We start from the raw sequence: 20,651 nt of genomic DNA, 5'->3' as shown, positions 1-20,651 counted from the left end.
TGCGCATGTATGTGAGACTCGGTGCATGGAGCGGAACATCTTCGACGACGACCACCGGGCCTTCCGTGACCTCGCCCGCACCTTCGTGGAGCGCGAGATCGAGCCCCACCACGAGCAGTGGGAGGCGGACGGGCAGGTCAGCCGGGAGGTCTGGCTGGCCGCCGGCAAAGCCGGCCTGCTGGGCACCGACGTGCCCGAGGAGTACGGCGGCGGCGGGGTGGACGACTACCGGTACAACGCGATCATCGTCGAGGAGCTGGTCCGGGCCGGGGCCAGCGGCATCGGGTTCCCGCTGCAGAACGACGTGGTGGCGCCGTACCTGCTGCGGCTTGCCAACGACGAGCAGAAGCGCCGCTGGCTGCCCGGGTTCTGCTCCGGCGAGATCATCACCGCCATCGCGATGACGGAGCCGGGCACCGGCAGCGACCTGCAGGGCATCCAGACCACCGCGGTCCGCGACGGCTCCGACTACATCGTCAACGGGTCGAAGACGTTCATCACCAACGGCATCCTGTCCGACCTGGTCATCGTGGTGGCCAAGACCGACCCCGACGCCGGCAGCAAGGGCTTCAGCCTGATCGTGGTGGAGCGCGGCATGCCCGGCTTCGAACGCGGCCGGCGGCTCAAGAAGGTCGGCCTGAAGGCGCAGGACACCGCCGAGCTGTCCTTCACCGACGTGCGGGTACCGGCCGCGAACGTGCTGGGCGAGGTCGGCCAGGGCTTCATCTACCTGATGCAGAACCTGCCCCAGGAGCGGCTGTCCATCGCGGTGGGCAGCACGGCCGGTGTGGAGCAGGCGCTGGCCACGACCGCGCAGTACACCAAGGACCGCAAGGCGTTCGGCAAGTCGGTCTCCTCGTTCCAGAACACCCGCTTCGAGCTCGCCGAGATCGCCACCGAGGCCCAGATCGCCCGGGTGTTCGTGGACCGCTGCCTGTCCGAGCACGTCGTGGGCAACCTGTCGGTGACCGACGCCGCGATGGCCAAGTGGTGGACCTCCGACCTGCTCAAGCGCACCGTCGACCGGTGCGTGCAGCTGCACGGGGGCTACGGCTACATGCTGGAGTACCCGATCGCGAAGGCGTTCCTGGACGCCCGGGTGCAGTCCATCTTCGGCGGCACCAACGAGATCATGAAGGAGATCGTCGGCCGCAGTCTGTTCAGCTAGCCGGGGTGGGGGCAGGCCGGCCGCCTGTGTGGCGGGCCGCCGGCGCGCACGGGCCGGCCGCCGCACGCCGCTCGGCGTCCGGGTACGCGCCGCGCACCTCGTGTAGTTGCCGCGCACCCGCTGCAGTGGGTGCGCGGCGCAGAAAGAGGGTGCGCGGAGCCGTCGCGGCCGGGCCGCCGCTCGCGTGGTTCCCCGCCCGCGGACGCATGGTTCCCCGCTGGCGGCTGCACACCGCTCGGCGTCCGGAAACACGCCGCGCACCTTGCGTAGTTGCCGCGCACCTTGCGTAGTTGCCGCACCTTGCGTAGTTGCCGCGCACCTTGCGTAGTTGCCGCGTACCTTGCGGGCCGACGTCGCGTACGTTCCGGGGTTGCCGCGCAGGTCACGAGGCACGCGGGAGCCACGGAAGGTGCGCGACGTTGCTCCGCCCGGACCCCAAGCACCCCGGCAGCGACTTCATGATCACCGGTACCTGAGGGCTGTTTCGCGCGCTCGGAACCGCCCACAAGTACTGATGATCACCGAGCGCTGTTGACGAACGTTCACCACGGGCTGCTGACAACACCGTGCGAGCCCCCTGGATCGGCACCTCATGATCAACGGGACATCAGGGCTGTTTCCCTGCCGAAAAACAGCACTCACGTCCCGTTGATCATGGAAGTCGGGTGGCGGCTCCGCACACCGAGTCTCCCGTGCACCTTGCGTCACAAGGCTCCGGGCACCGCGACGGGGGCGCCACCCTGCCCCGGCGCGAGGCTGTCGGGGTCGGGCCGCACCATAGGGACATGAGCCTGACCCAGCCGACCGACCCCGAGCCGACCGACCCCGAGCGCGCCGAGACCGAGCGCGCCGAGACCGAGCGGACCGAAGCCGAGTTGCGCACCGAGGCCGAGGCGGCGCTGCGGGCCCTGGCCGGACCGGACGCGGTGCTGCGCGAGGATCAGTGGAAGGCCGTGCACGCGCTGGTCGCACAGGGTCGCCGGGCGCTCGTCGTGCAGCGCACCGGCTGGGGCAAGTCGGCGGTGTACTTCGTGTCCACCGCGCTGCTGCGGGCCCGGGGCAAGGGGCCGACGGTGATCGTCTCGCCGCTGCTGGCGCTGATGCGCAACCAGATCGACGCCGCCGCCAGGGCCGGCATCCAGGCCGCCACGGTGAACTCCGCGAACACCGACGACTGGGAGCTGGTCTACCAACAGGTGCAGGACGGCAAGATCGACGTGCTGCTGGTCAGCCCGGAACGGCTGAACAACCCCGAGTTCCGCGACCGGGTGCTGCCTGAGCTGTCCCGCACCGCCGGCCTGCTGGTGGTCGACGAGGCGCACTGCATCTCCGACTGGGGCCACGACTTCCGCCCGGACTACCGGCGGCTGCGCTCACTGCTCGCCGACCTGCCGGCCGGGGTCCCGGTGCTGGCCACCACGGCCACCGCGAACGACCGGGTGACCCGCGACGTCGCCGACCAGCTCGGGGTGACCGGCGGTGACGCGCTGGTGCTGCGCGGCCCGCTGGACCGCGACTCGCTGCGCCTGGGGGTGCTGCGGCTGCCCACCGGCACGGACCGGTTCGGCTGGCTGGCCGAGCACCTCGGCGAGCTGCCCGGCTCCGGCATCATCTACACGCTCACCGTCAGCGCCGCCGAGGAGCTCGCCGGCTACCTGCGCGAGCGGGGCCACCCGGTCGTCGCCTACACCGGCAAGACCGACCCGGCCGAGCGGCAGCGCTCCGAGGACGACCTGCTGGCCAACCGGGTCAAGGCGTTGGTCGCCACGTCCGCGCTGGGCATGGGCTTCGACAAGCCCGACCTGGGGTTCGTGGTGCACCTCGGCGCCCCCGGCTCGCCGGTCGCCTACTACCAGCAGATCGGCCGTGCCGGCCGTGGTGTCGAGCACGCCGAGGTGCTGTTGCTGCCCGGCCCGGAGGACCGCGACATCTGGGCCTACTTCGCCTCGCTCGCCTTCCCGGCCGAGCCCGCGGTGCGGGCCACCCTCGCGGTGCTCGGCGCCGCCGGGCGCCCGATGTCCACCTCCGCGCTGGAGCCGCACGTCGAGCTGGCCAGGGGCCGGCTGGAGATGATGCTCAAGGTGTTGGACACCGACGGCGCGGTGCGCCGGGTCAAGGGCGGCTGGACGGCCACCGGCCAGGACTGGGAGTACGACGGCGCGCGCTACGCCGGGCTGGCCAGAGCACGGCGCGCCGAGCAGGACGCGATGCTGCGGTACCTGGACACCGACGGCTGCCGGATGGAGTACCTGCGCCGGATGCTGGACGACCCGGACGCGGTGGCCTGCGGGCGCTGCGACAACTGCACCGGGCACCGTTACGACAGCTCGGTGCCCGAGGAGGTCCGCGGCGGCGCCGACGACTGGCTGGGCCGCCCCGGGGTGCCGGTCACGCCGCGCAAGATGTGGCCGTCCGGGATGACCGCGCTGGACGTGCCGCTGTCCGGCAAGCTCGGCCCGGCCGACGCCGCCGGGGAGGGCCGGGTGATCGGCCGGCTGGTCGACGTCGGCTGGGGCCCGCGACTGCGGCCGCTGCTGCGCGCCGACGGCCCGGTCCCGGACGAGGTGGTGGCCGCCGCCGTCGACGTGCTCAAGGGCTGGGGGTGGGACACCCGGCCGGCCGGCGTGGTGGCGCTGCCGTCCCGGGCCCACCCCGAGCTGGTGGCCTCGTTCGCCGAGCGGATCGCCGCGATCGGGCGGCTGCCGCTGCTGGGCACCCTGCTCGACTCGGCACCGCCGCTGTTCGCGGTCGAGCACCACCCGGACGACGAGGACTTCGACCCGGAGATGGCGGCCGAGCCGGAGCCACCGAACTCGGCCCAGCGCCTGGCCCAGGTGCACCGCAGGCTGGCCGTGCCGCCCGGGCTCGAGCTGGGCGCCGGCCCGGTGCTGCTGGTCGACGACGTGATCAGCTCCGGCTGGACGATGACGGTCGCGGCCATGCTGCTGCGCCGGGCCGGTGCACCGGCCGTGCTGCCGCTCGCGCTGGCCTCCACCGGCTGACCCTCGGCGGTTTCCGTGGTGGGATAGCCCGGTGTACCAGCTGTTGCCCCTGACGGCGCCCGACCCGACCCCGCTCGGCGACGACGAGCTGGACCGGCTCTACGCCTACCCCGAGTCGCTGGACCGGCCCTACATCCGGGTCAACTTCGTGGCCAGCGCGGACGGGGCGGCCACCGCCGACGGCCTGTCCGCAGGGTTGTCGTCGGCGCCGGACCGACGGCTGTTCGGCGTGCTGCGCCAGCTGGCCGAGGTGGTCCTGGTCGGCGCCGGTACGGCCCGTGCGGAGAACTACGGCGGCGCCAGCAAGCCGAACCGGACGACCGGGGTACCGCCCAGGATCGCGGTGGTCACCGCGAGCGCGCAGCTGGACCCGGCCGCCCGGCTGTTCACCGACACCCAGGTACCGCCGTTGATTCTCACCGCGAGCACGGCACCGGCGGCCAACCTGCGCCGGCTCGCCGACGCCGGCGCCGAGGTGGTGGCGCTGGCCGGTGACCGGGTGGACGGCGCGCAGGTGGTGACCGCGCTGGCCGGGCTGGGGCTGTACCGGGTGCTGTGCGAGGGCGGTCCGCACCTGTTCGGCGACCTGCTCGCGGCGGACGCGGTGGACGAGCTGTGCCTGACCGTCTCCCCCATCCTGGTCGGCGGCGGCATCAACCGGATCGCGATGGGACCGGACCATCCGCCGCGCGGGCTGCGCCTCGCCAGCGCGCTCACCGAGGACGACGTCCTGCTGCTGCGCTACCTGCGAGATCGGTAACTCGCTCCGCCCGATCGGCGTCGGCTCACCAGATCCTCACCGGTCGCCTAGCAGTCTGTACGTTGCGGCGTACTCCGCGCCGCGGGTGACCTCAGGGAGACAGGCGTGCCGCGACCGGCCCCTCGACCACGCAGGCCGGCCGTGCTGGCGGCGGTGCTGGCGGCGTTCGGGCTGCTGCTGTGCTCCTGCGCGGTCGGGCCCTCGATCCGTCCCCCGGTCGCCGTGCACGGGTCGAGCACCGGCGACGGCGCCCCGGAGCCGCCCCCTCGGCCCGTCCCGCCCGGTCCCCAGGTCCCGGTGCCCGACGTCGGGGATGCCAGCCGCGTCGACTTCATCGACTGCACCGACGACATGCGGGCGGTGCTGCCGGTGCCGGTCCCGGCCGGTCGGGCACTCAAGTTCGAGTGCGCCGACATGCCGGTGGACACCGACTCCGACAACGGGCGCCGCCGGCAGTCCTCGATCGGGCTGATGCGGGTGTCCCTGACCGACAAGCCGGCGCAGGCCAGGCCGCCGCTGCTGGTGCTCGGCGACAGCGACGGGGAGACCGGCACGCTGCGGGCCGCCCGGCTGGCCGCCCAGGTCCCGCTGACGCTGCTGCAGCACTTCACCCTGGTCGGCATGGACCGCCGTGGCGAGGGCACCAGCCGGCTGGACTGCGCGCCGCCGGACGTCCGCGAGGACATCCTGGATACCGACCTGACCGACGCCGACCCCAGCGCGGCGGGCCGGTTGCTCGACGACGCCCGCGAGGTGGTCCAGGAGTGCTATCTCACCGAGGGCGACACCCTGACCAGGTACGACACCGGCGACACCGCGCAGGATGTGGAGCGGGCCAAGGCCCTGCTCGGGGTGCGCACGCTCAGCGCGCTCGGGCTCGGTGACGGCGCGCGGGCGCTCGAGGTGTGGGCGCAGAACTTCCCCGGCTCGGTGGGGCGGCTGGTGCTCGACGCTCCCCCGGACCCGACCCAGGACTCGGTCGGCTCCACCGAGGCACGCGCGACGGCGGCCGAGGCGGCCTTCGATGCCTTCGGCCAGTCCTGCGCCGCGCGCCCGGGGTGCCCGCTGGGCACGAACCCGCGCGCCGCGGTCACCCAGCTGGCCGACCAGCTGCGGGGCAGGCCGCAGACCGGCCCGGACGGCGAGCAGCTGACCGCCAGCGCGATGCTGCACGCGGTGCTGATCGGGCTCGACGACCCGGACGGCTGGTCGGCGCTGGCCGGCGCCATCGGAGCGGCCAAGGCCGGCAACCCGACCGGGTTGCTGCAGTACCTGGACCAGCTGCTCGGCCTCAACGGCCGCTTCGACCTGGCCCTGGCCACCCGGTGCAACGACACCACGCAGCGGGTCAGTCCGCCGCAGGTCATGGCGCTGGTCGGCAAGTGGCGGACCGCCCACCCGCTGTTCGGCGCGCTGATGGCGCAGCAGCTGCTGCTGTGCACGGCGTGGCCGGTGCCGTCGGACCCGGCCAGGGTCGGCCCGGCGGCCGCCGCGCCGCCGATGCTGGTGCTCACCACCGCGGTCAGCCCCCGGGTGCCGGAGCAGGGTTACCAGCGGGCCGCCGACCAGCTCGGGCCGGCGCGGGTGGTGAACTGGGAGGGCGCCGGGCGCGGTGCCTACCCGCGCACGCCCTGTGTGACACAGGCGGCGGACTCGCTGTGGGTCGACGGCACGGTGCCGCAGGCCAGCGTGCTCTGCCCACCGTGACCGCCCACCGTGACCGCCCACCGTGACGGCTCGGCGTGACGGCTCGGCGCCGCTACCACCCGGTTGAACCAGCGCCGTTGATGACCCTGCGTGAGATCCTCTCAGGATAGAGACCTGTATCTCACTCGTTAGTGGGCAGTAATGGATTCTGGGCTGTGGCTCATCTTGCTCGTCGGCGTATTCCTCGGGTTCTACCTCGGCCGATGGCGCGCCGAGAACCGTCGGGCCCGCTTCGACCAGGACCGCGTCTGGAACGGCCGCAAGGCCTACCGGGACGACTAGGCCGTTCGCCGCCTGGCATGCTCTGCCATGTGATACCTCGGGCACGGCGCGCACCAGCGCAGCGGCGGCTGCGCACGCTGTGCCACGAGTGCCGAGGAGACGGCGCCCTCGGCTATCACCGCTGCACCGTCACGAGCGGGGACGAGCCGCTGCACCCCTACGAGGTGCGCTCCTGTCCGGGCTGCGACGGCCGCGAGTGGCTACCGGGCGCTGTACCGCCCGTCTAGCCGTCCAGCCGGTCCAGCGGTCCCGCTACGGCTCTAGCCATCCCGCCGGTCTCACCCGCCCGCTACGGCTCTTTCCTGGCCCGGGACGGCTGCACCCGCTTGGGCTCGCCGGGCATCTTCGGGTAGTCCGGCGGGTAGGGCAGGTCACCGAGGCCCTCGGCGGCGTCCTTCTCCGCCCAGCCCAGCACCTCCTCCAGGCCACCGGTGTGGGCGTCCAGCTCGGCGTGCGGGTCGCCGCGGCGCGCCAGCAGGTCGGGCACGGTGCGCAGGTCGAACTGGTCCGGGTCGACCTCGGGCAGCTCGTCCCAGGTGACCGGCATGGATACGGTGGCCTTGGGGCGGCCGCGCACCGACCAGGCGCTCGCCACCGTGCGGTCCCGGCACGCTTGGTTGTAGTCCAGGAAGACCCGCTCGCCCCGGCTCTCCTTCCACCACTCGAGCGTGGCCCGCTCCGGCAGCTCCGCGACCACCCGGCGGCCGATCGTGATCACCGCGCGGCGCACCTCGGTGAAGGTCCACTCCGGCCGGATCCGGACGGTGACGTGCACGCCCCGGCCGCCGGAGGTCTTCGGCCAACCCACCAGCCCGGCGTCGGTGAGCACCGTCCGCAGCACGGCGGCCACCGCGACCGCGTCGGAGAAGTCGGTACCCGGTTGCGGGTCCAGGTCGATGCGCAGCTCGTCGGGGTGGTCCGGGTTCGCGCTGCGCACCGGCCACGGGTGGAAGTCCAGGGTGCCCAGGTTCGCCGCCCAGGCCAGCACGGCGGGCTCGCTCGGGCAGACCTCGTCGGCGGTGCGGCCGCTGGGGAAGGTGATCTGGGCGGTGCGTACCCAGTCCGGGGCGCCCTTGGGCACCCGTTTCTGATAGAACGGCTCGCCGTCCACCCCGTCCACGAAGCGCTTCAGCGTGGTCGGCCGGTCGCCGATCGCCCGCAGCAGCGGCTCGGCGACGGTCAGGTAGTACTCCACGACCTCGCGCTTGGTGATGCCCAGTGCCGGGAAGTACACCTTGTCCGGGTTGGAGACCCGTACCGCGCGGTCGCCGTCCGGCCCGGGCACGGTCAGCTCCACGGCCGGCGATCGGGACGGGCTCATCGGACACGCCTCCCTGAGTTGACCGGGGATCTTTCCTCGGTCAGATCGGCCAGACGCTACCGTGGAGACATGCCCAGCCGCGATCCCGTTGACCCCGGTCGCTCCAGCGACCCGATCGACCCGATCGAGGACGAGCTGATCGGGCTGGACCCGGACGACCCGGAGACGCGGGCCTTCGCCGAGCACCTGGGCCGGATGCGCAACGACCGCCCCAGCTTCACCATTGAGGGTTACCTGCACGGGGTCTCGGACTTCGCGGACTCGGCGAACCGGGCGCAGGGCGGACGTCGTCTCGGCGCGGTCGTGCTGGTGCTGCTGTTACTCCTCGTGGTCGTGTACCTGATCATGGACGCAATGGGGTTCGTCGTTTCCACCTGGTTTCCGGCCGCGCCGACGGTCCAGAGCGCACATGTCACCAACTCGTTCGACACGCAGCCGGCCGCCGGTATTAGCGTGGAGGCATGAAACCAGTCACCAGTGACGATGCGAAGGTGGTCAAGTCCGAGCGGGAGTGGCGCGAGGAACTCAGCCCGGAGGAGTACCACGTGCTCCGGGAGGCGGGCACCGAGCGGCCGTTCACCGGTGAGTACACCGACACCAAGACGGTAGGGGTGTACTCCTGCCGGGCGTGCGGCGCCGAGCTGTTCCGCAGCGACACCAAGTTCGAGTCGCACTGCGGGTGGCCGTCGTTCTTCACCCCGCTGGCCGGGGGCGCGGTGATCGAGCGTGTCGACCGGAGCATGGGGATGGCCCGTACCGAGGTGATCTGCGGCAACTGCCACAGCCACCTGGGCCACGTGTTCGCCGGCGAGGGCTACGACACCCCGACCGACCTGCGGTACTGCATCAACAGCGTGTCGCTCAAGCTGGAGCCGGCCGAGAGCTGAGTCTCCAGCACTGAGTCCCCAGCACTGAGTCCCCAGCGCTGAGTCTCAGCCGGCCGCGGCGGTCCTGGCCAACACCAGGGCCGCCGCGGCCGGCACCGCGAAGATCAGCAGGTGGATCGCCAACTCCTCGCCGAAGCCGTACCCGTGCGTGACCCCGACGGTCAGGTCGGCCGCGCAGGCCACCAGCCACACCACGACGAAGACGGTGAACAGCCGACGGCCCCGGGCACCGGGTCGGCGGGCAGCCAGCAGGAACAGCCCGAGGACGACCAGCCCGACCACGACCGCCACCAGGGTGCGCATGTCGTCGCCCTAGGGGAGCACGGCGACGAGGTCGGCGATATCCAGCCGGGGGCCGGTGTAGAACGGGGTCTCCTCGCGGACGTGGCGGCGGGCGCCCGTCTCCCGCATGATCCGCATCAGGTCGACGATGCGGTGCAGCTCGTCGGCCTCGAAGGCGAGGATCCACTCGTAGTCGCCGAGACCGAAGCTGGCCACCGTGTTCGCCCGCACGTCCGGGTGCTCCCGGGCCTTCTTGCCGTGCTCGGCGAGCATGCCGCGGCGCTCCTCGTCGGGCAGCAGGTACCACTCGTAGGACCGCACGAAGGGGTACACGCAGACGTACCGCCTGGCCTCCTCGCCGGCCAGGAACGCCGGGATGTGGCTCTTGTTGAACTCCGCCGGCCGGTGCAGCGCGACCTGGCTCCACACCGGCACGCTGGCCCGGCCGAGCGCGGTCTCGCGGCGCAGGTCGGCGTACGCGCCCTGCACGGCCTCGATCTCAGTCGCGTGCCACCAGATCATGTAGTCGGCGTCCGCGCGCAGCCCGGACAGGTCGTAGACGCCGCGGACCGCGACGCCCTTCCCCTCCAGCGCGGCGATGAACTCGCCGGCCTGCTGGGCGGCCGCCGTGCGGTCCTCCCCCAGTCGCCCGGGTTCGACCCGGAACACCGACCACATGGTGTAGCGGACGGTGTCGTTCAGCGCTTTGAAGTCGAGCTTCGAGTCCGTGCGGGTCATACCGCCATGCTGCCACCCGGGGCGGCCGCGCGGCGCGTCAGGTCCGCCACGATCCGCGCCGCCGCCGCCTGCGCGGTGGCCAGGCAGGCGGGCACCCCGACGCCGTGCAACATCGCGCCGGCCACCGCCAGTCCGGGCAGCTCGGCGACCGCCGCTTCCAGCTCACCGACCAGGTCGCCGTGCCCGACGCCGTACTGCGGCAGCCCGCCACCCCAGCGCTGCACGTGCACCGCGACCGGCGCGGCCGTGATCCCGGTCAGGGTGGCCAGGTCGGCGCGCACCCGGGCGACGAGCTCGTCGTCGGGCACCCGCAGTTCCGCCGCCGTGTCGAGGTCGGCACCGGCCCGGCCCAGCGACGCCCGCAGCCGCACCAGGCCGTCGGTGGCGGTCGGCGCCAGGTGCGGCCACTTGCGCGCGGTGTGGGTGAACGCCTTGGCCGAGAACGGCTCGTCGGCGGCGATCAGCAGCCCGGAGCTGGCCGGCAGCCGGGCGGCGTCGTCGGCCCGGTAGGCCAGCGCGACCACCACCGGCGAGGCCAGCTCCACCGCGGCGGCTGCCCTGGCGGCCCTCGGCGCGAGCGTGTCCAGCAGCCGGCGCACCGAGGGGGCCGGCACCGCGAGCAGCACCGCGTCGACGTCCAGTACCTCCGGGGCGACGGCGGTGCCCACCTCGAGACGCCAACCGGACGGCCGCCGCGTCAGCTCACGGACCGGCAACCCGAGCCGGATCTCGGCGCCGGCGGCCTCGCGCAGCGCGTCGAGCAGCACCCGGTAACCGCCGCGCACCGCGCCGAACACCGGGGCTGGCATCGCGGGTTCCGCCGCGCTGAAGGAATCCCGGCTGACGGAATCCCCGACTCGCCCGGACGAAACCCCCGACTCGCGGGAAGGTGGGGGCGGTGGCCCCGGCGGGGGAGGTGGCTCCGGCGGGAGCAGGGTGTCGGCGGCCGCGGTGAGTGAGGTGGCGCCGGCGTCCAGTCGCGCGGCCAGCGCGGGCATCGTGGCGCGGAGTCCCAGACCGTCCACCCGGCCCGCGTACACCCCGCTGAGCAGCGGGTCCACCAGTCGATCGGTCAGCTCGTCGCCGAACCGGGCCCGCAGCAACCCGCCCACCGAGCGGTCCGCGCCGTCCCAGTCCAACGCCAGCTCCCGCTCCGCCCCGGCCCTGGCCAGCGCGTGCGGGGAGAGCAGGTCGTCCAGCCGGGCGGTGCTGCCGGGCACGCCGAGCACGGTCCGGCCCGGCAGCCCGATGGTGCGCCCGCCGGCCCGGACGGTGGCCGACGCCCCGGACGGGTGCGCCAACCGGTCGGTCAGCCCCAGCTCGGCGGCCAGCGCCGGAACCTCGGGGCGCCGGGCCAGGAACGCCTCGGCACCCACGTCCATCGGTAACCCGGCCAGGTCCACGGTGCGCAGCACGCCGCCGAGCCGCTCGGCCCGGTCCAGCAGGGTGATGCGGGCGCCGGGCCCGAGCAGGGTGCGCAGCCGGTGCGCGGCGGCCAGTCCGGAGATCCCACCGCCGACCACGGCCACGTGCACCGGCCGGACCAGCGCGCTGGCCCCGCTCACCGGCCGAGTCACCGGCCGAGTCACCGCTCCGGCCCCGAACGCGCCCCGGTCACAGCGAGTGCACCAGCTCCACAACCCTGGCCAACATGTCCGGGTCGGTCTCCGGCAGCACGCCGTGCCCGAGGTTGAACACGTGCCCCGGCGCGGCCTTGCCCTCGGCCACGATCCGGCGTACCTCGGCGTCCACCACGTCCGTGCCGGCGAACAGCACCGACGGGTCCAGGTTGCCCTGTACCGCCTTGTCCGGCCCGATCCGCCGGGTGGCCACGTCGAGCGGAATCCGCCAGTCCACACCGACCACGTCCGCGCCGGCCTCGCCCATCGCGGTGAGCAGCTCACCGGTGCCGACCCCGAAGTGGATCCGGGGCACCCCGGCGTCGGCAAGGCCGGCCAGCACGGCGGCCGAGTGCGGCATCACGAACCGCCGGTACTCCCGCTCGGACAGCGCGCCGGCCCAGGAGTCGAACAGCTGCACCGCGTCCACCCCGGCCGCGATCTGGGCACGTAAGAAGGTCAGCGTGATCCCGGCGAGGTGCCCGAGCAGCGCGTGCCAGGTGTCCGGGTCGGAGTGCATCAGAGCCTTGGTGCGCTCGTGGTTGCGGCTCGGGCCGCCCTCCACCAGGTAGGAGGCCACCGTGAAAGGCGCGCCGGCGAAGCCGATCAGCGGGGTGCCGGACGGGCCGGTGCCCAGCTCGGCGGTCAGCAGCCGGACCGCCTCGGCGACCGGGGCCACCGCCTCGAGCTCGAGCGTCGGCAGCGCGGCCACGTCGGCGGCGGTGCGGACCGGCTCGGCCACCACCGGGCCGGTGCCGGCGACGATCTCCACGCCGATCCCGGCGACCTTCAGCGGCACCACGATGTCGCTGAACAGGATGGCCGCGTCCACGCCGTAGCGGCGCACCGGCTGCAGGGTGATCTCACAGGCCAGGTCGGGGGTCAGGCAGGCAGCGAGCATCTCGGTGCCCTTGCGTAACTCCCGGTACTCGGGCAGCGAACGCCCGGCCTGGCGCATGAACCAGACCGGCGTCCGGGACGGGCGCTCGCGCCGGACGGCGGCCAGGAACGGCGCGCCGGTCAGGTCGCGACGCGACCCGGCGGCGGCGCCGGGATGCGGCGCGTTCGACGTCGGTGCGGGTATTGTGTCCGGCATCACACCAGGCGCGGCGGGGTACCCGCCGGCTGTCGCCACGGTGGCGTCGGACCGAGTCTCGGGTGCGACGGGATTCGACATGTCCCAACCATCCTCGCACGGCCGGCGGCGCGCCTGCCTGCCGCGGTGCGCCACGCCACCTACTCTCGATCGACGTGAGCCCGCCGATATTCCGCCAGGCAGTGGACGCGCTGCAAGCCGTCCAGCCGCGGTCGGAGCTCCAGCTGGTCGACATCGACCCGCCGCGCCGACTCGCGCCGCACAGCTTCGCCCTCGGGGTGGAGCTGGCCGAGGACTACGTCGATCAAACCGGGCCGGCCGACGCCGAGGTCGACGTGACCGGCCGGTTGGTGCTGCTGCACGACCCGGAGGCACGCGACGCCTGGGCCGGAACCTTCCGGATGGTCTGTTACCTACGCGCCCCGCTGGACGTGGAGCAGGCCGATGACCCAATGCTGCTCGCGGTGGGCTGGTCCTGGCTGACCGACGCCCTGGAGACCTGCCGGGCCGGCTACGCCGCGCTCGGCGGCACCGTCACCCGGACGTGCTCGGCCCGCTTCGGGGACATCCCCGGACCGACCAGGGCCGACGACGTCGAGCTGCGCGCGTCGTGGACTCCGACCGACGAAGAGTTCGGTCGACACGCCGAGGCGTTCTACCGATTGGTGACCCACGCGATCGGGTTACCAGAAGTCGGCGTATCTTTAATGACGGAACGTAACAATTGATCTCGGCATCAGTGCTCCCCTCGAGATCAATCAGGGTCAAAACCAAGCTGCGGGTCACTCTCCGAAGTCAGCTCGATCGCCCAAAAGAGTGGCCTAGTTCGACCAACGTCGTAGATCTCGAAGGAAAAACTTTCGATGAATCCGCGCGGTTAGGCCGCTTGGGGGCTACCCTGCGTCCACGACACCTCCTCGGACGCGCGGCCTGCACAGCCGAACGGACGAGGTCCCGGTGCCGGTCGGGGGGCACGACCGACTCCAGGGAGGTAGTGACGTGGCTGTAGTCGGCCAAGGCACGCCTATTCGCACCGCCGGTGTGAATGCCGTGTTGCCGCCCGCCATGGTCCCGCATCCGCGGGAAGAGCTGTTTTCGGTGCTGGTGGTTGACGACCACCCGCTGCTGCGCGAGGCAATCGCGGCGCGGCTGCGCACCATGGGTGCTGGCACGGTGCACGAGGCCGCTTCGGTGGCCGAGGCCCGCGCCAGAGCCCAGGCCAGTGGTCCCTGTGACCTCGCGGTACTGGATCTGGGGCTGCCTGACGGCAGTGGTCTGGATCTGGTCACCGAGTTGCGGTCCATGGGATGGAACCGACTGGTGGTGCTGGCTTCGTCCGACGATCCGTATGCGGTGCGCTCGGCCTTCCAGGCCGGTGCGCAGGCGTATCTGCTGAAGTCGGCATCGGCTGCAATCGTCACCGACGGCGTGAAGCGCGTTCTGGACGGCGGCGTCTATGCCGACCCGACAGTGGCGCCGCTGCTCGCCACCGGTACCAGGGTGCCAGGCACCGACAACACCCCGCGCGAGTTGTCCGCGCGCGAGGTGGAGGTGCTCCAACTGGTCGCCGACGGTCAGTCCAACAAAGAGATCGGCGAGGCCCTGAACCTCTCCGCTCTGACCGTCAAGAGCCACCTGTCCAGGATCGGGCGCAAGCTCGGGACAGGTGACCGGGCCCAGATGGTGGCACTCGCGATGCGCGCAGGAGTCATCCGCTGAGCTCGCTTGGCCCGGCCAGCCGCGCCGTCGACGCGACCTTCTCGGGGGACATCCGTCCCTCGGGTCAGGTCGGAAGCGACGGCGGGCGGCTGCCCGCCGGTGTTCAGGACGAGCCCTCAGGTACCTCGGGCCCGCTGGTAGACACGCGGGACGGGCTGACGCCCGCCCGCGACGGACAGGTGGACGCACGCGACGGTCCATCGGAGTCGCGGGACGGCCCGGCCGAGGTGGCCGAGCCGATCCCGCTGCTCACCCCGGCCGACGGGCTTCCCGACGTGGTGCGTTCCGGGGCCGCGTTGCGGGACCTGGCGGTCAGCATCGCGGCGGGCCAGGGCCCGATCGCGGTGGACGCCGAGCGCGCCTCCGGGTTCCGCTACTCGGCCAGGGCATACCTGATTCAGCTGCGGCGCGAGGGTGCCGGCAGCTCCCTCATCGACCCGATCCCGATCGCCGGCCGTTTCGCACCGCTGGCCGAGGCACTGGCCGGGCCGGAGTGGGTGCTGCACGCGGCTTCCCAGGATCTCCCCTGCCTTGCCGAGCTGGGCCTGCACCCGACCCGACTCTTCGACACCGAGTTGGCCGGCCGGTTGGCCGGGCTGCCCAGGGTCGGCCTCGGACCGATGGTCGAGCAGTTGCTCGGGCTACGGCTGGAGAAGGGCCACGGCGCCGCCGACTGGTCCAACCGGCCGCTGCCCGAGGACTGGCTGGTCTACGCCGCGCTCGATGTCGAGGTACTCATCGAGCTGCGCGACGTGCTGGACGACCTGCTCACCCGGCAGGGCAAGCGGGACTGGGCGGCCCAGGAGTTCGAGGCGGTCCGCACCGCGCCACCGCCGCCGCCGAGGACCGACCCGTGGCGGCGTACCTCGGGCATCCACCGGGTCCGCCGGCCGCGCCAGTTGGCCGCAGTCCGGGAGCTGTGGCGCGCGCGCGACGAACTCGCCGAGCAGCGCGACATAGCCCCCGGCCGGGTGCTGCCCGACTCGGCGATCGTGGAAGCCTCGGTCACCGCCCCGACCTCGGCCGACGACCTGTCCAAGCTCCCGGTCTTCCGCGGCAGGGCGCAGCGCAGGCTGGCCAGCTACTGGTGGTCGGCGCTGAACCGCGCGGCCACCCTCCCGAACGCCGAGCTGCCGCCGACCACCCTGACCTCGGACGGCCCTCCCCCGGTCAGCCGCTGGGCCGACCGCGACCCCGAGGCCGCCGCCCGGCTGGCCGCCGCCCGCGCCGCCATCGCGGAGATCGGCAAGCGCTACGAACTGCCGGTGGAGAACCTGCTGCAGCCCGACCTGCTCCGGCGGGTGTGCTGGCAACCGCCCCCGTCGGTCGAGGACGCGCTGCGGGCCGGTGGGGCCAGGGACTGGCAGGTCGAGCTGACCGCGGAGCCGCTGACCCAAGCAGTCGGAGTAACCCGGGCCTGAACCCGGTTCACCTGCCGGCGGGGCGGGCGCGGACGTGCATCCGTTCACCCTGTGGTCCGAAGAGGCTGAGTACCTCGACAGGCTCGGGGCCAGGGTTGCTGAACCAGTGCGGGATGTGCGTGTCGAACTCCGCCACCTCCCCCGCGGTCAGGATCAGGTCGTTCTCGCCCAGCAGCAGGCGCAGCCGCCCGGACAGCACGTAGAACCAGTCGTAGCCCTCGTGCACCTTCAGGTCCGGCTCACCCTCCGGCCAGTGCGGCGGGATGATCTGCTTGAAGGCCTGAACCCCGCCGGGGCGCCGCGTCAGCGGGATGAACGTCGAACCGTGGCGCTTGAACGGGCGGGCATGGATGCGCGGGTCGCCGGTGGCGGGCGCGCCGACCAGCTCGTCCAGCTGGACCTGATGGGCCCGGGCCAGCGGTAGCAGCAGCTCCAGAGTGGGGCGGCGCTGACCGGACTCCAGCCGGGACAGGGTGCTCACCGAGATCCCGGTGACCGACGCGAGCTGGGCCAGCGTGGTACCGCGTTGCCGCCGCAGGGCCCGCAGCCGAGGCCCGACAGCGTGCAGCACGTCATCCAGGTCGGGCGCGTCGTCAGTCATCCCATTATTTGCCAGTACAGCAACATTCTTTGTCAAGTTCGCAGACTGGGGCGGACAGTGGCGCCATGGACGACTTCAGCTTCGACGTCATCGTCATCGGTGGCGGCGCCGCCGGCCTCAGCGCGGCGCTGACCCTGGCCAGGGCACGCCGCTCGGTCCTGGTGCTCGACGGTGGCGAGCCGCGCAACGCCCCCGCCGCCGGGGTGCACGGGTTCCTCTCCCGGGACGGCATCGCGCCCGCCGACCTGATCCGCCTTGGCGCGGCCGAGGTCACCCGCTACGGCGGTCGGATCCTGGCCGCCTCGGTCACCTCGGCGCGGCCCGACGGGTCCGGCTTCACGGTGCGCACCGGGGACGGTCGCCGGTTCGCCGCGCGCCGGCTGCTGCTCTGCACCGGACTGGTCGACGAGCTGCCCGACATCCCGGGCCTGCGCCAGCGCTGGGGCCGCGACGTGCTGCACTGCCCGCACTGTCACGGCTGGGAGGTGCGTGACCAGCCGATCGGGGTGCTGGGCACCGGGCCGCACGCCGTGCGCCAGGCCCTGCTGTTCCGCCAGTGGAGCGCCGAGGTGACCCTGTTCCCGCACACCGCGCCCGAGCCCACCGACGAGCAGTGGGAGGAGCTCGCCGCCCGCGAGATCGCCGTGGTGGACGGTGAGGTCGCCGCCCTCGAGGTGACCGGCGACCAGCTCACCGGCGTCCGGCTGGCGTCCGGGCGGGTGGTGCCGACCCGGGCGCTGGCGGTCCTGCCGCGCTTCAGCGGCCGCGGCGGCATCGCGGCCGACCTCGGCCTCGCCACCACCGAGCACCCGGCCGGCGTCGGCAGCCAGATCGTGGCCGACGCGACCGGCCGGACCGCCGTCCCGGGGGTCTGGGCGGCCGGCAACGTCACCGATCTCATGGCCCCGGTCATCGGTGCCGCCGCCGGCGCTGTCACCGCCGGCGCCGCGATCAACAGCGACCTCATCGCCGAGGACACCCGGCTGGCCGTCGAACGCCGCCGCGACCCGTTCAGCCCGGCCGCCGAGGCCCGCAACTGCCTGCTCGTCCTCGGTGACCGCCGGCACGGGATCACACCATGAACCGATCGCCCGCACCGAGGACAGGAGCACCGATGCACGAGCAGTACACCGCGCGGTTCTGGGACGAGCGCTACAGCTCGAGCACCCAGATCTGGAGCGGCAGCCCGAACCCGCAGCTGGTGCTCGAGGTCGCCGACCTGACGCCCGGCACCGCACTGGACGCCGGCTGCGGCGAGGGCGCCGACACCCTCTGGCTCGCGCACCGGGGCTGGCGGGTCACCGCCATCGACATCTCCACCGTCGCCCTGGACCGCGCCGCCGCCCGGGCCGAACCCGACACCGCCGACCGGATCACCTGGGAACAGGCCGACCTCATCGGCTGGGCACCGGACGGCCGGACGTACGACCTGGTGAGCGCCCAGTTCGTGCATTTCCCGCCGGCGCTGCGCGACCCCTTGTTCGCCGGTCTCGCCGCGTCGGTCGCGCCCGCCGGCACGCTCCTGATCGTCGGTCACCACCCCGCCGACCTGCTGACCACGGTGCACCGCCCGCACGAGCCCGACCTGTTCTACTCCGCCGAGCAGCTCGCGGACTCCCTGGACCCGGACCGGTGGGACATCCTCGCCGCCGAGGCCAGGCCACGCCTGGCCACCGACCCGGCCGGCCAGCCGGTCACCCTCCACGACACCGTCCTCCGCGCCCGGCGGCGTGCAAGCTGAGCTGGGCGTTCCGCTTGTCGTCGGGTGGCGTGGCGTCGGTACCGGGGTTGGGCTCGGTGTGTGGTCGGGATGGGACTGCGCCGGTCACAGTTGGTGACTGGTCGATTGAAATCAGACCGCTGACCTGGGGCGACCCTGCGTCGACATCGACGTGAGTCCGGTTCTCATCGAGAATTTCCGGACTGACGTTGGTCTCGGTGACGATCGGGCGCGCCAGGGTCAACACCGGGCCGCCTGTCGGTGACGCGGCGTCACCAAGAGCGTTATGCCGGTGTTTGTGTCCTCCTCGGAGGCCACTGGGCGTCCGAACCCCACTGATCGACAGTAGGCATCCGGCAACGCTGCTCAAGCGTCACTGTTCCAGGGTCCCAGGGCCCTGCTACGAGCTGTCGCGGGCGAAGCTGTCCGCCTCTGGACCGGCCGGCCGGAGCCGGACGGTGACCGCGAGCCCGCCGCCGTCCACCGGCGCGGCGCTCACCGTCCCGTGGTGTGCGGACACCACCGCCCGGACGATGGAAAGGCCGAGGCCCGACCCGGTACCGGAGGCCCGGGACGCGCCGCGGCGGAACGGCTCGAACAACTCGTTCAGTCGGGCGTCGGTGACCACCGCGCCACTCGAGGTCACCCGCAGCTCAGGCTGGCCCGCCACGCCGACCCGGGTGGCGACCTCCAGCCAGCCGCCCTCGACGTTGTGCCGCACCGCGTTCTCCACCAGGTTGCCCACCACCCGCTCCAGCAGCGCGGGGTCGCCGACGGTCGGCGCCGGCTGGGTCCGCAGCTGGACCCGCAGCCGCCGCTCGTCGGCCTCCCCGCGCACCGCCGCGAGCGCCGGGCGGACCAGCTCGCCCAGGTCCACCCGCCGCTCCGGGCCGGCCACCCCGGCCTCGGTCCTGGCCAACAGCAGCAGGCCCTGCACCAGCGCGTCGGCCCGGTAGGTGGCGCCCCGGACAACCTCCGCCATCCGGCGCAGCTCGACGACGTCGGCGCCCGGGTCGGCGAGCGTCACGTCCACCTCGGTGCGCATCACCGCGAGCGGGGTGCGCAGCTCGTGGCTGGCGTTCGCCACGAACCGGCGCTGCATCTCGAACGCGGCGTGCAACCGGTCCAGCATGGCGTCGAAGCTGTCCGCCAGCTCGGTCACCTCGCCGTGCGAGCCGGGCAGCGCGATCCGCTCGTCGAGAGACTCGGCGGACAGCCGCCGGGCGGTCCCGGTGACCTGGCGCAGCGGCCGTAGCACCCGGCCGACCGCCAGGAACGACACCACCGCGGCGGCGGCCACCACCAGCGGGAAGGCCACCAGCCCGGTGCGCAGCACGTCGGCCCTGGCGGCGTCGGCGAGCGCCCTGCCGAGCGCCTCGGCCGGCACCGCCTGGTCGTGCACCCGCACCGTGGTGCCCGGCGGCAGCGCCGGCACCGCGCTCACCACGCCGCCGACCAGCAGCCAGCCCAGCCACAGCAGCAGCGCGCTGACCAGCGCGGCCAGCACGGTGCACAGCACGGTCAGGCGCAGCCGCAAACCGGGCCCGCGCCGCCGGGGGGTGGCCGGGGTGGCCGGTCCGGGGCGCTCCCACCGCAGCCTCGGCGCCCGGTTACCGGGGCGTCGTGTGAGCTGGGGCAGTCCCACCGCAGGCACCTAGCCGGCCGACGGAACCCGGTAGCCGGAGCCGACCACGGTCTCGATGATCCCGGGCTCGCCGAGCTTCTTGCGCAGGGTCATCACGGTCACCCGCACCGTGGTGGTGAACGGGTCGGCGTGCTCGTCCCACACCCGCTCCAGCAGCTCCTCGCTGCTCACCACCGCGCCGCCGGCACCGAGCAGCACCTCGAGCACGCCGAACTCCTTGCGGGTCAGCTCGACGAGCTCGGTGGACCTGCGCACCGTGCGGCGGGCCGGGTCCAGCACCACGTCACCGGCGGCGAGCACCGGCGGCGTCGCGGGAGTCGCCCGCCGGGCCAGCGCTCGCATCCGGGCGACCAGCTCCGGGAAGTCGAACGGCTTCGCCAGGTAGTCGTCGGCGCCCAGGGTCAGCCCCTCGACCTTGTCCGCCAGCGTGCCGCTCGCGGTCAACATGATCACCCTGGTGGTGCCGCCGTCCTGGGTCAGCTGGGCGCACAGGTCGTCGCCGGACATCCCCGGCAGGTCCCGGTCCAGCACCACCACGTCGTAGCGGGTCACCGCGGCCTTCTCGTGGCCCACGTCCCCGTCATAGGCGACGTCGACCGCCATGCCCTCGCGCCGCAGTCCCCTGGCCAGCGCATCGGCCAGCGGCTGTTCGTCCTCCACGATCAGTACCCGCACGCCGACCA

At 73.1% G+C, this 20,651-nt stretch carries 20 protein-coding genes; 12 read left to right on the top strand and 8 right to left on the bottom strand.

Annotated elements, in window-relative coordinates; translation table 11 throughout:
• The first annotated feature begins 25 nt into the window (after positions 1–25).
• From ACTXG6_RS22340 to ACTXG6_RS22320, 5 genes are all read left to right on the top strand, one after another.
• A complete protein-coding gene (locus ACTXG6_RS22340; protein ID WP_445189744.1) occupies positions 26–1,168 on the top strand; it encodes an acyl-CoA dehydrogenase family protein in 1,143 nt (380 codons plus the stop codon).
• 785 nt (positions 1,169–1,953) lie between these two features.
• Positions 1,954–4,170 (top strand): RecQ family ATP-dependent DNA helicase, encoded by a 2,217-nt coding sequence (locus tag ACTXG6_RS22335; protein ID WP_445189743.1) that lies wholly within the window; start codon positions 1,954–1,956, stop codon positions 4,168–4,170.
• 31 nt (positions 4,171–4,201) lie between these two features.
• A complete protein-coding gene (locus ACTXG6_RS22330) occupies positions 4,202–4,930 on the top strand; it encodes a pyrimidine reductase family protein (protein WP_445189742.1) in 729 nt (242 codons plus the stop codon).
• 105 nt (positions 4,931–5,035) lie between these two features.
• Entirely contained in the window at positions 5,036–6,637 is a 1,602-nt protein-coding gene (locus ACTXG6_RS22325; protein WP_445189741.1) for an alpha/beta hydrolase, read from the top strand.
• Between the two features lie 141 nt (positions 6,638–6,778).
• A complete protein-coding gene (locus ACTXG6_RS22320; RefSeq protein ID WP_445189740.1) occupies positions 6,779–6,919 on the top strand; it encodes a hypothetical protein in 141 nt (46 codons plus the stop codon).
• A 289-nt stretch (positions 6,920–7,208) separates the two neighbouring features.
• Here the strand turns inward: ACTXG6_RS22320 and ligD are convergent, their stop codons facing one another.
• Positions 7,209–8,240, bottom strand: coding sequence for a non-homologous end-joining DNA ligase (gene ligD / locus ACTXG6_RS22315; RefSeq protein ID WP_445189739.1), 1,032 nt, complete (start codon positions 8,238–8,240; stop codon positions 7,209–7,211).
• A gap of 69 nt (positions 8,241–8,309) precedes the next feature.
• On the opposite strand from ligD, the gene ACTXG6_RS22310 reads away from it, so the two are divergent.
• Complete coding sequence (locus ACTXG6_RS22310; protein ID WP_445189738.1) at positions 8,310–8,705, top strand: hypothetical protein; 396 nt, start codon at positions 8,310–8,312, stop codon at positions 8,703–8,705.
• Complete coding sequence (gene msrB, locus ACTXG6_RS22305; protein ID WP_445189737.1) at positions 8,702–9,127, top strand: peptide-methionine (R)-S-oxide reductase MsrB; 426 nt, start codon at positions 8,702–8,704, stop codon at positions 9,125–9,127. The genes ACTXG6_RS22310 and msrB overlap by 4 nt, the downstream gene beginning before the upstream one ends.
• Positions 9,128–9,172: 45 nt before the next feature.
• On the opposite strand, the gene ACTXG6_RS22300 is transcribed toward msrB, so the two are convergent.
• The 4 genes from ACTXG6_RS22300 to hemE are packed head-to-tail and all read right to left on the bottom strand — an operon-like array spanning position 9,173 to position 12,862.
• Positions 9,173–9,430, bottom strand: coding sequence for a hypothetical protein (locus tag ACTXG6_RS22300; RefSeq protein WP_445189736.1), 258 nt, complete (start codon positions 9,428–9,430; stop codon positions 9,173–9,175).
• Between the two features lie 9 nt (positions 9,431–9,439).
• Positions 9,440–10,147 carry a hydrogen peroxide-dependent heme synthase gene (gene hemQ, locus ACTXG6_RS22295; RefSeq protein WP_445189735.1) on the bottom strand — a complete coding sequence of 236 codons (708 nt, stop codon included), beginning with the start codon at positions 10,145–10,147 and terminating at the stop codon, positions 9,440–9,442.
• Positions 10,144–11,724: a protoporphyrinogen oxidase gene (gene hemG, locus ACTXG6_RS22290; RefSeq protein WP_445189734.1), complete on the bottom strand. Its 1,581-nt coding sequence runs from the start codon at positions 11,722–11,724 to the stop codon at positions 10,144–10,146. Before hemG ends, hemQ begins: the two co-directional genes overlap by 4 nt.
• A 37-nt stretch (positions 11,725–11,761) precedes the next feature.
• On the bottom strand, positions 11,762–12,862 hold the full coding sequence (gene hemE, locus ACTXG6_RS22285) for a uroporphyrinogen decarboxylase (RefSeq protein WP_445190080.1): 1,101 nt from the start codon (positions 12,860–12,862) through the stop codon (positions 11,762–11,764).
• A 149-nt stretch (positions 12,863–13,011) separates the two neighbouring features.
• Here hemE and ACTXG6_RS22280 point away from each other — a divergent pair, with 149 nt between their 5' ends.
• The 3 genes from ACTXG6_RS22280 (at position 13,012) to ACTXG6_RS22270 (ending at position 16,002) form a co-directional block, all read left to right on the top strand.
• Positions 13,012–13,590, top strand: a complete 579-nt coding sequence (locus tag ACTXG6_RS22280) for a DUF3000 domain-containing protein (protein ID WP_445190079.1) — start codon at positions 13,012–13,014, stop codon at positions 13,588–13,590.
• 337 nt (positions 13,591–13,927) lie between these two features.
• Complete coding sequence (locus ACTXG6_RS22275; RefSeq protein WP_445190078.1) at positions 13,928–14,581, top strand: LuxR C-terminal-related transcriptional regulator; 654 nt, start codon at positions 13,928–13,930, stop codon at positions 14,579–14,581.
• A 179-nt stretch (positions 14,582–14,760) separates the two neighbouring features.
• On the top strand, positions 14,761–16,002 hold the full coding sequence (locus ACTXG6_RS22270; RefSeq protein WP_445189733.1) for an HRDC domain-containing protein: 1,242 nt from the start codon (positions 14,761–14,763) through the stop codon (positions 16,000–16,002).
• 7 nt (positions 16,003–16,009) lie between these two features.
• Here ACTXG6_RS22270 and ACTXG6_RS22265 read toward each other — a convergent pair whose 3' ends face one another.
• Positions 16,010–16,603 carry a helix-turn-helix domain-containing protein gene (locus ACTXG6_RS22265; RefSeq protein ID WP_445189732.1) on the bottom strand — a complete coding sequence of 198 codons (594 nt, stop codon included), beginning with the start codon at positions 16,601–16,603 and terminating at the stop codon, positions 16,010–16,012.
• 65 nt (positions 16,604–16,668) lie between these two features.
• Here ACTXG6_RS22265 and ACTXG6_RS22260 point away from each other — a divergent pair, with 65 nt between their 5' ends.
• A complete protein-coding gene (locus ACTXG6_RS22260) occupies positions 16,669–17,685 on the top strand; it encodes an NAD(P)/FAD-dependent oxidoreductase (RefSeq protein ID WP_445189731.1) in 1,017 nt (338 codons plus the stop codon).
• 32 nt (positions 17,686–17,717) lie between these two features.
• The gene (locus ACTXG6_RS22255) at positions 17,718–18,344 is read left to right on the top strand and encodes a class I SAM-dependent methyltransferase (RefSeq protein ID WP_445189730.1); all 627 of its coding nucleotides are present in this window, start codon (positions 17,718–17,720) and stop codon (positions 18,342–18,344) included.
• 379 nt (positions 18,345–18,723) lie between these two features.
• Here ACTXG6_RS22255 and ACTXG6_RS22250 read toward each other — a convergent pair whose 3' ends face one another.
• Complete coding sequence (locus tag ACTXG6_RS22250) at positions 18,724–19,920, bottom strand: HAMP domain-containing sensor histidine kinase (protein ID WP_445190077.1); 1,197 nt, start codon at positions 19,918–19,920, stop codon at positions 18,724–18,726.
• A gap of 57 nt (positions 19,921–19,977) precedes the next feature.
• Positions 19,978–20,643 (bottom strand): response regulator transcription factor, encoded by a 666-nt coding sequence (locus ACTXG6_RS22245; RefSeq protein WP_445189729.1) that lies wholly within the window; start codon positions 20,641–20,643, stop codon positions 19,978–19,980.
• Positions 20,644–20,651: the final 8 nt, after the last annotated feature.

It is taken from the genome of Pseudonocardia sp. Cha107L01 (assembly GCF_052566575.1).
This window is presented reverse-complemented; position numbering and strand designations above follow the sequence as displayed.

What these genes read in the sequence shown, in the direction of transcription:
- ACTXG6_RS22260 (WP_445189731.1), top strand. Translation starts at nt 16,669, where the DNA reads ATGGACGACTTCAGCTTCGACGTCATCGTCATCGGTGGCGGCGCCGCC.
- ligD (WP_445189739.1), bottom strand. Translation starts at nt 8,240, where the DNA reads ATGAGCCCGTCCCGATCGCCGGCCGTGGAGCTGACCGTGCCCGGGCCG.
- ACTXG6_RS22275 (WP_445190078.1), top strand. Translation starts at nt 13,928, where the DNA reads ATGGTCCCGCATCCGCGGGAAGAGCTGTTTTCGGTGCTGGTGGTTGAC.
- ACTXG6_RS22255 (WP_445189730.1), top strand. Translation starts at nt 17,718, where the DNA reads ATGCACGAGCAGTACACCGCGCGGTTCTGGGACGAGCGCTACAGCTCG.
- hemE (WP_445190080.1), bottom strand. Translation starts at nt 12,862, where the DNA reads ATGCCGGACACAATACCCGCACCGACGTCGAACGCGCCGCATCCCGGC.
- msrB (WP_445189737.1), top strand. Translation starts at nt 8,702, where the DNA reads ATGAAACCAGTCACCAGTGACGATGCGAAGGTGGTCAAGTCCGAGCGG.
- ACTXG6_RS22300 (WP_445189736.1), bottom strand. Translation starts at nt 9,430, where the DNA reads ATGCGCACCCTGGTGGCGGTCGTGGTCGGGCTGGTCGTCCTCGGGCTG.
- ACTXG6_RS22320 (WP_445189740.1), top strand. Translation starts at nt 6,779, where the DNA reads ATGGATTCTGGGCTGTGGCTCATCTTGCTCGTCGGCGTATTCCTCGGG.
- ACTXG6_RS22340 (WP_445189744.1), top strand. Translation starts at nt 26, where the DNA reads ATGGAGCGGAACATCTTCGACGACGACCACCGGGCCTTCCGTGACCTC.
- ACTXG6_RS22335 (WP_445189743.1), top strand. Translation starts at nt 1,954, where the DNA reads ATGAGCCTGACCCAGCCGACCGACCCCGAGCCGACCGACCCCGAGCGC.
- hemQ (WP_445189735.1), bottom strand. Translation starts at nt 10,147, where the DNA reads ATGACCCGCACGGACTCGAAGCTCGACTTCAAAGCGCTGAACGACACC.
- ACTXG6_RS22265 (WP_445189732.1), bottom strand. Translation starts at nt 16,603, where the DNA reads ATGACTGACGACGCGCCCGACCTGGATGACGTGCTGCACGCTGTCGGG.
- ACTXG6_RS22310 (WP_445189738.1), top strand. Translation starts at nt 8,310, where the DNA reads ATGCCCAGCCGCGATCCCGTTGACCCCGGTCGCTCCAGCGACCCGATC.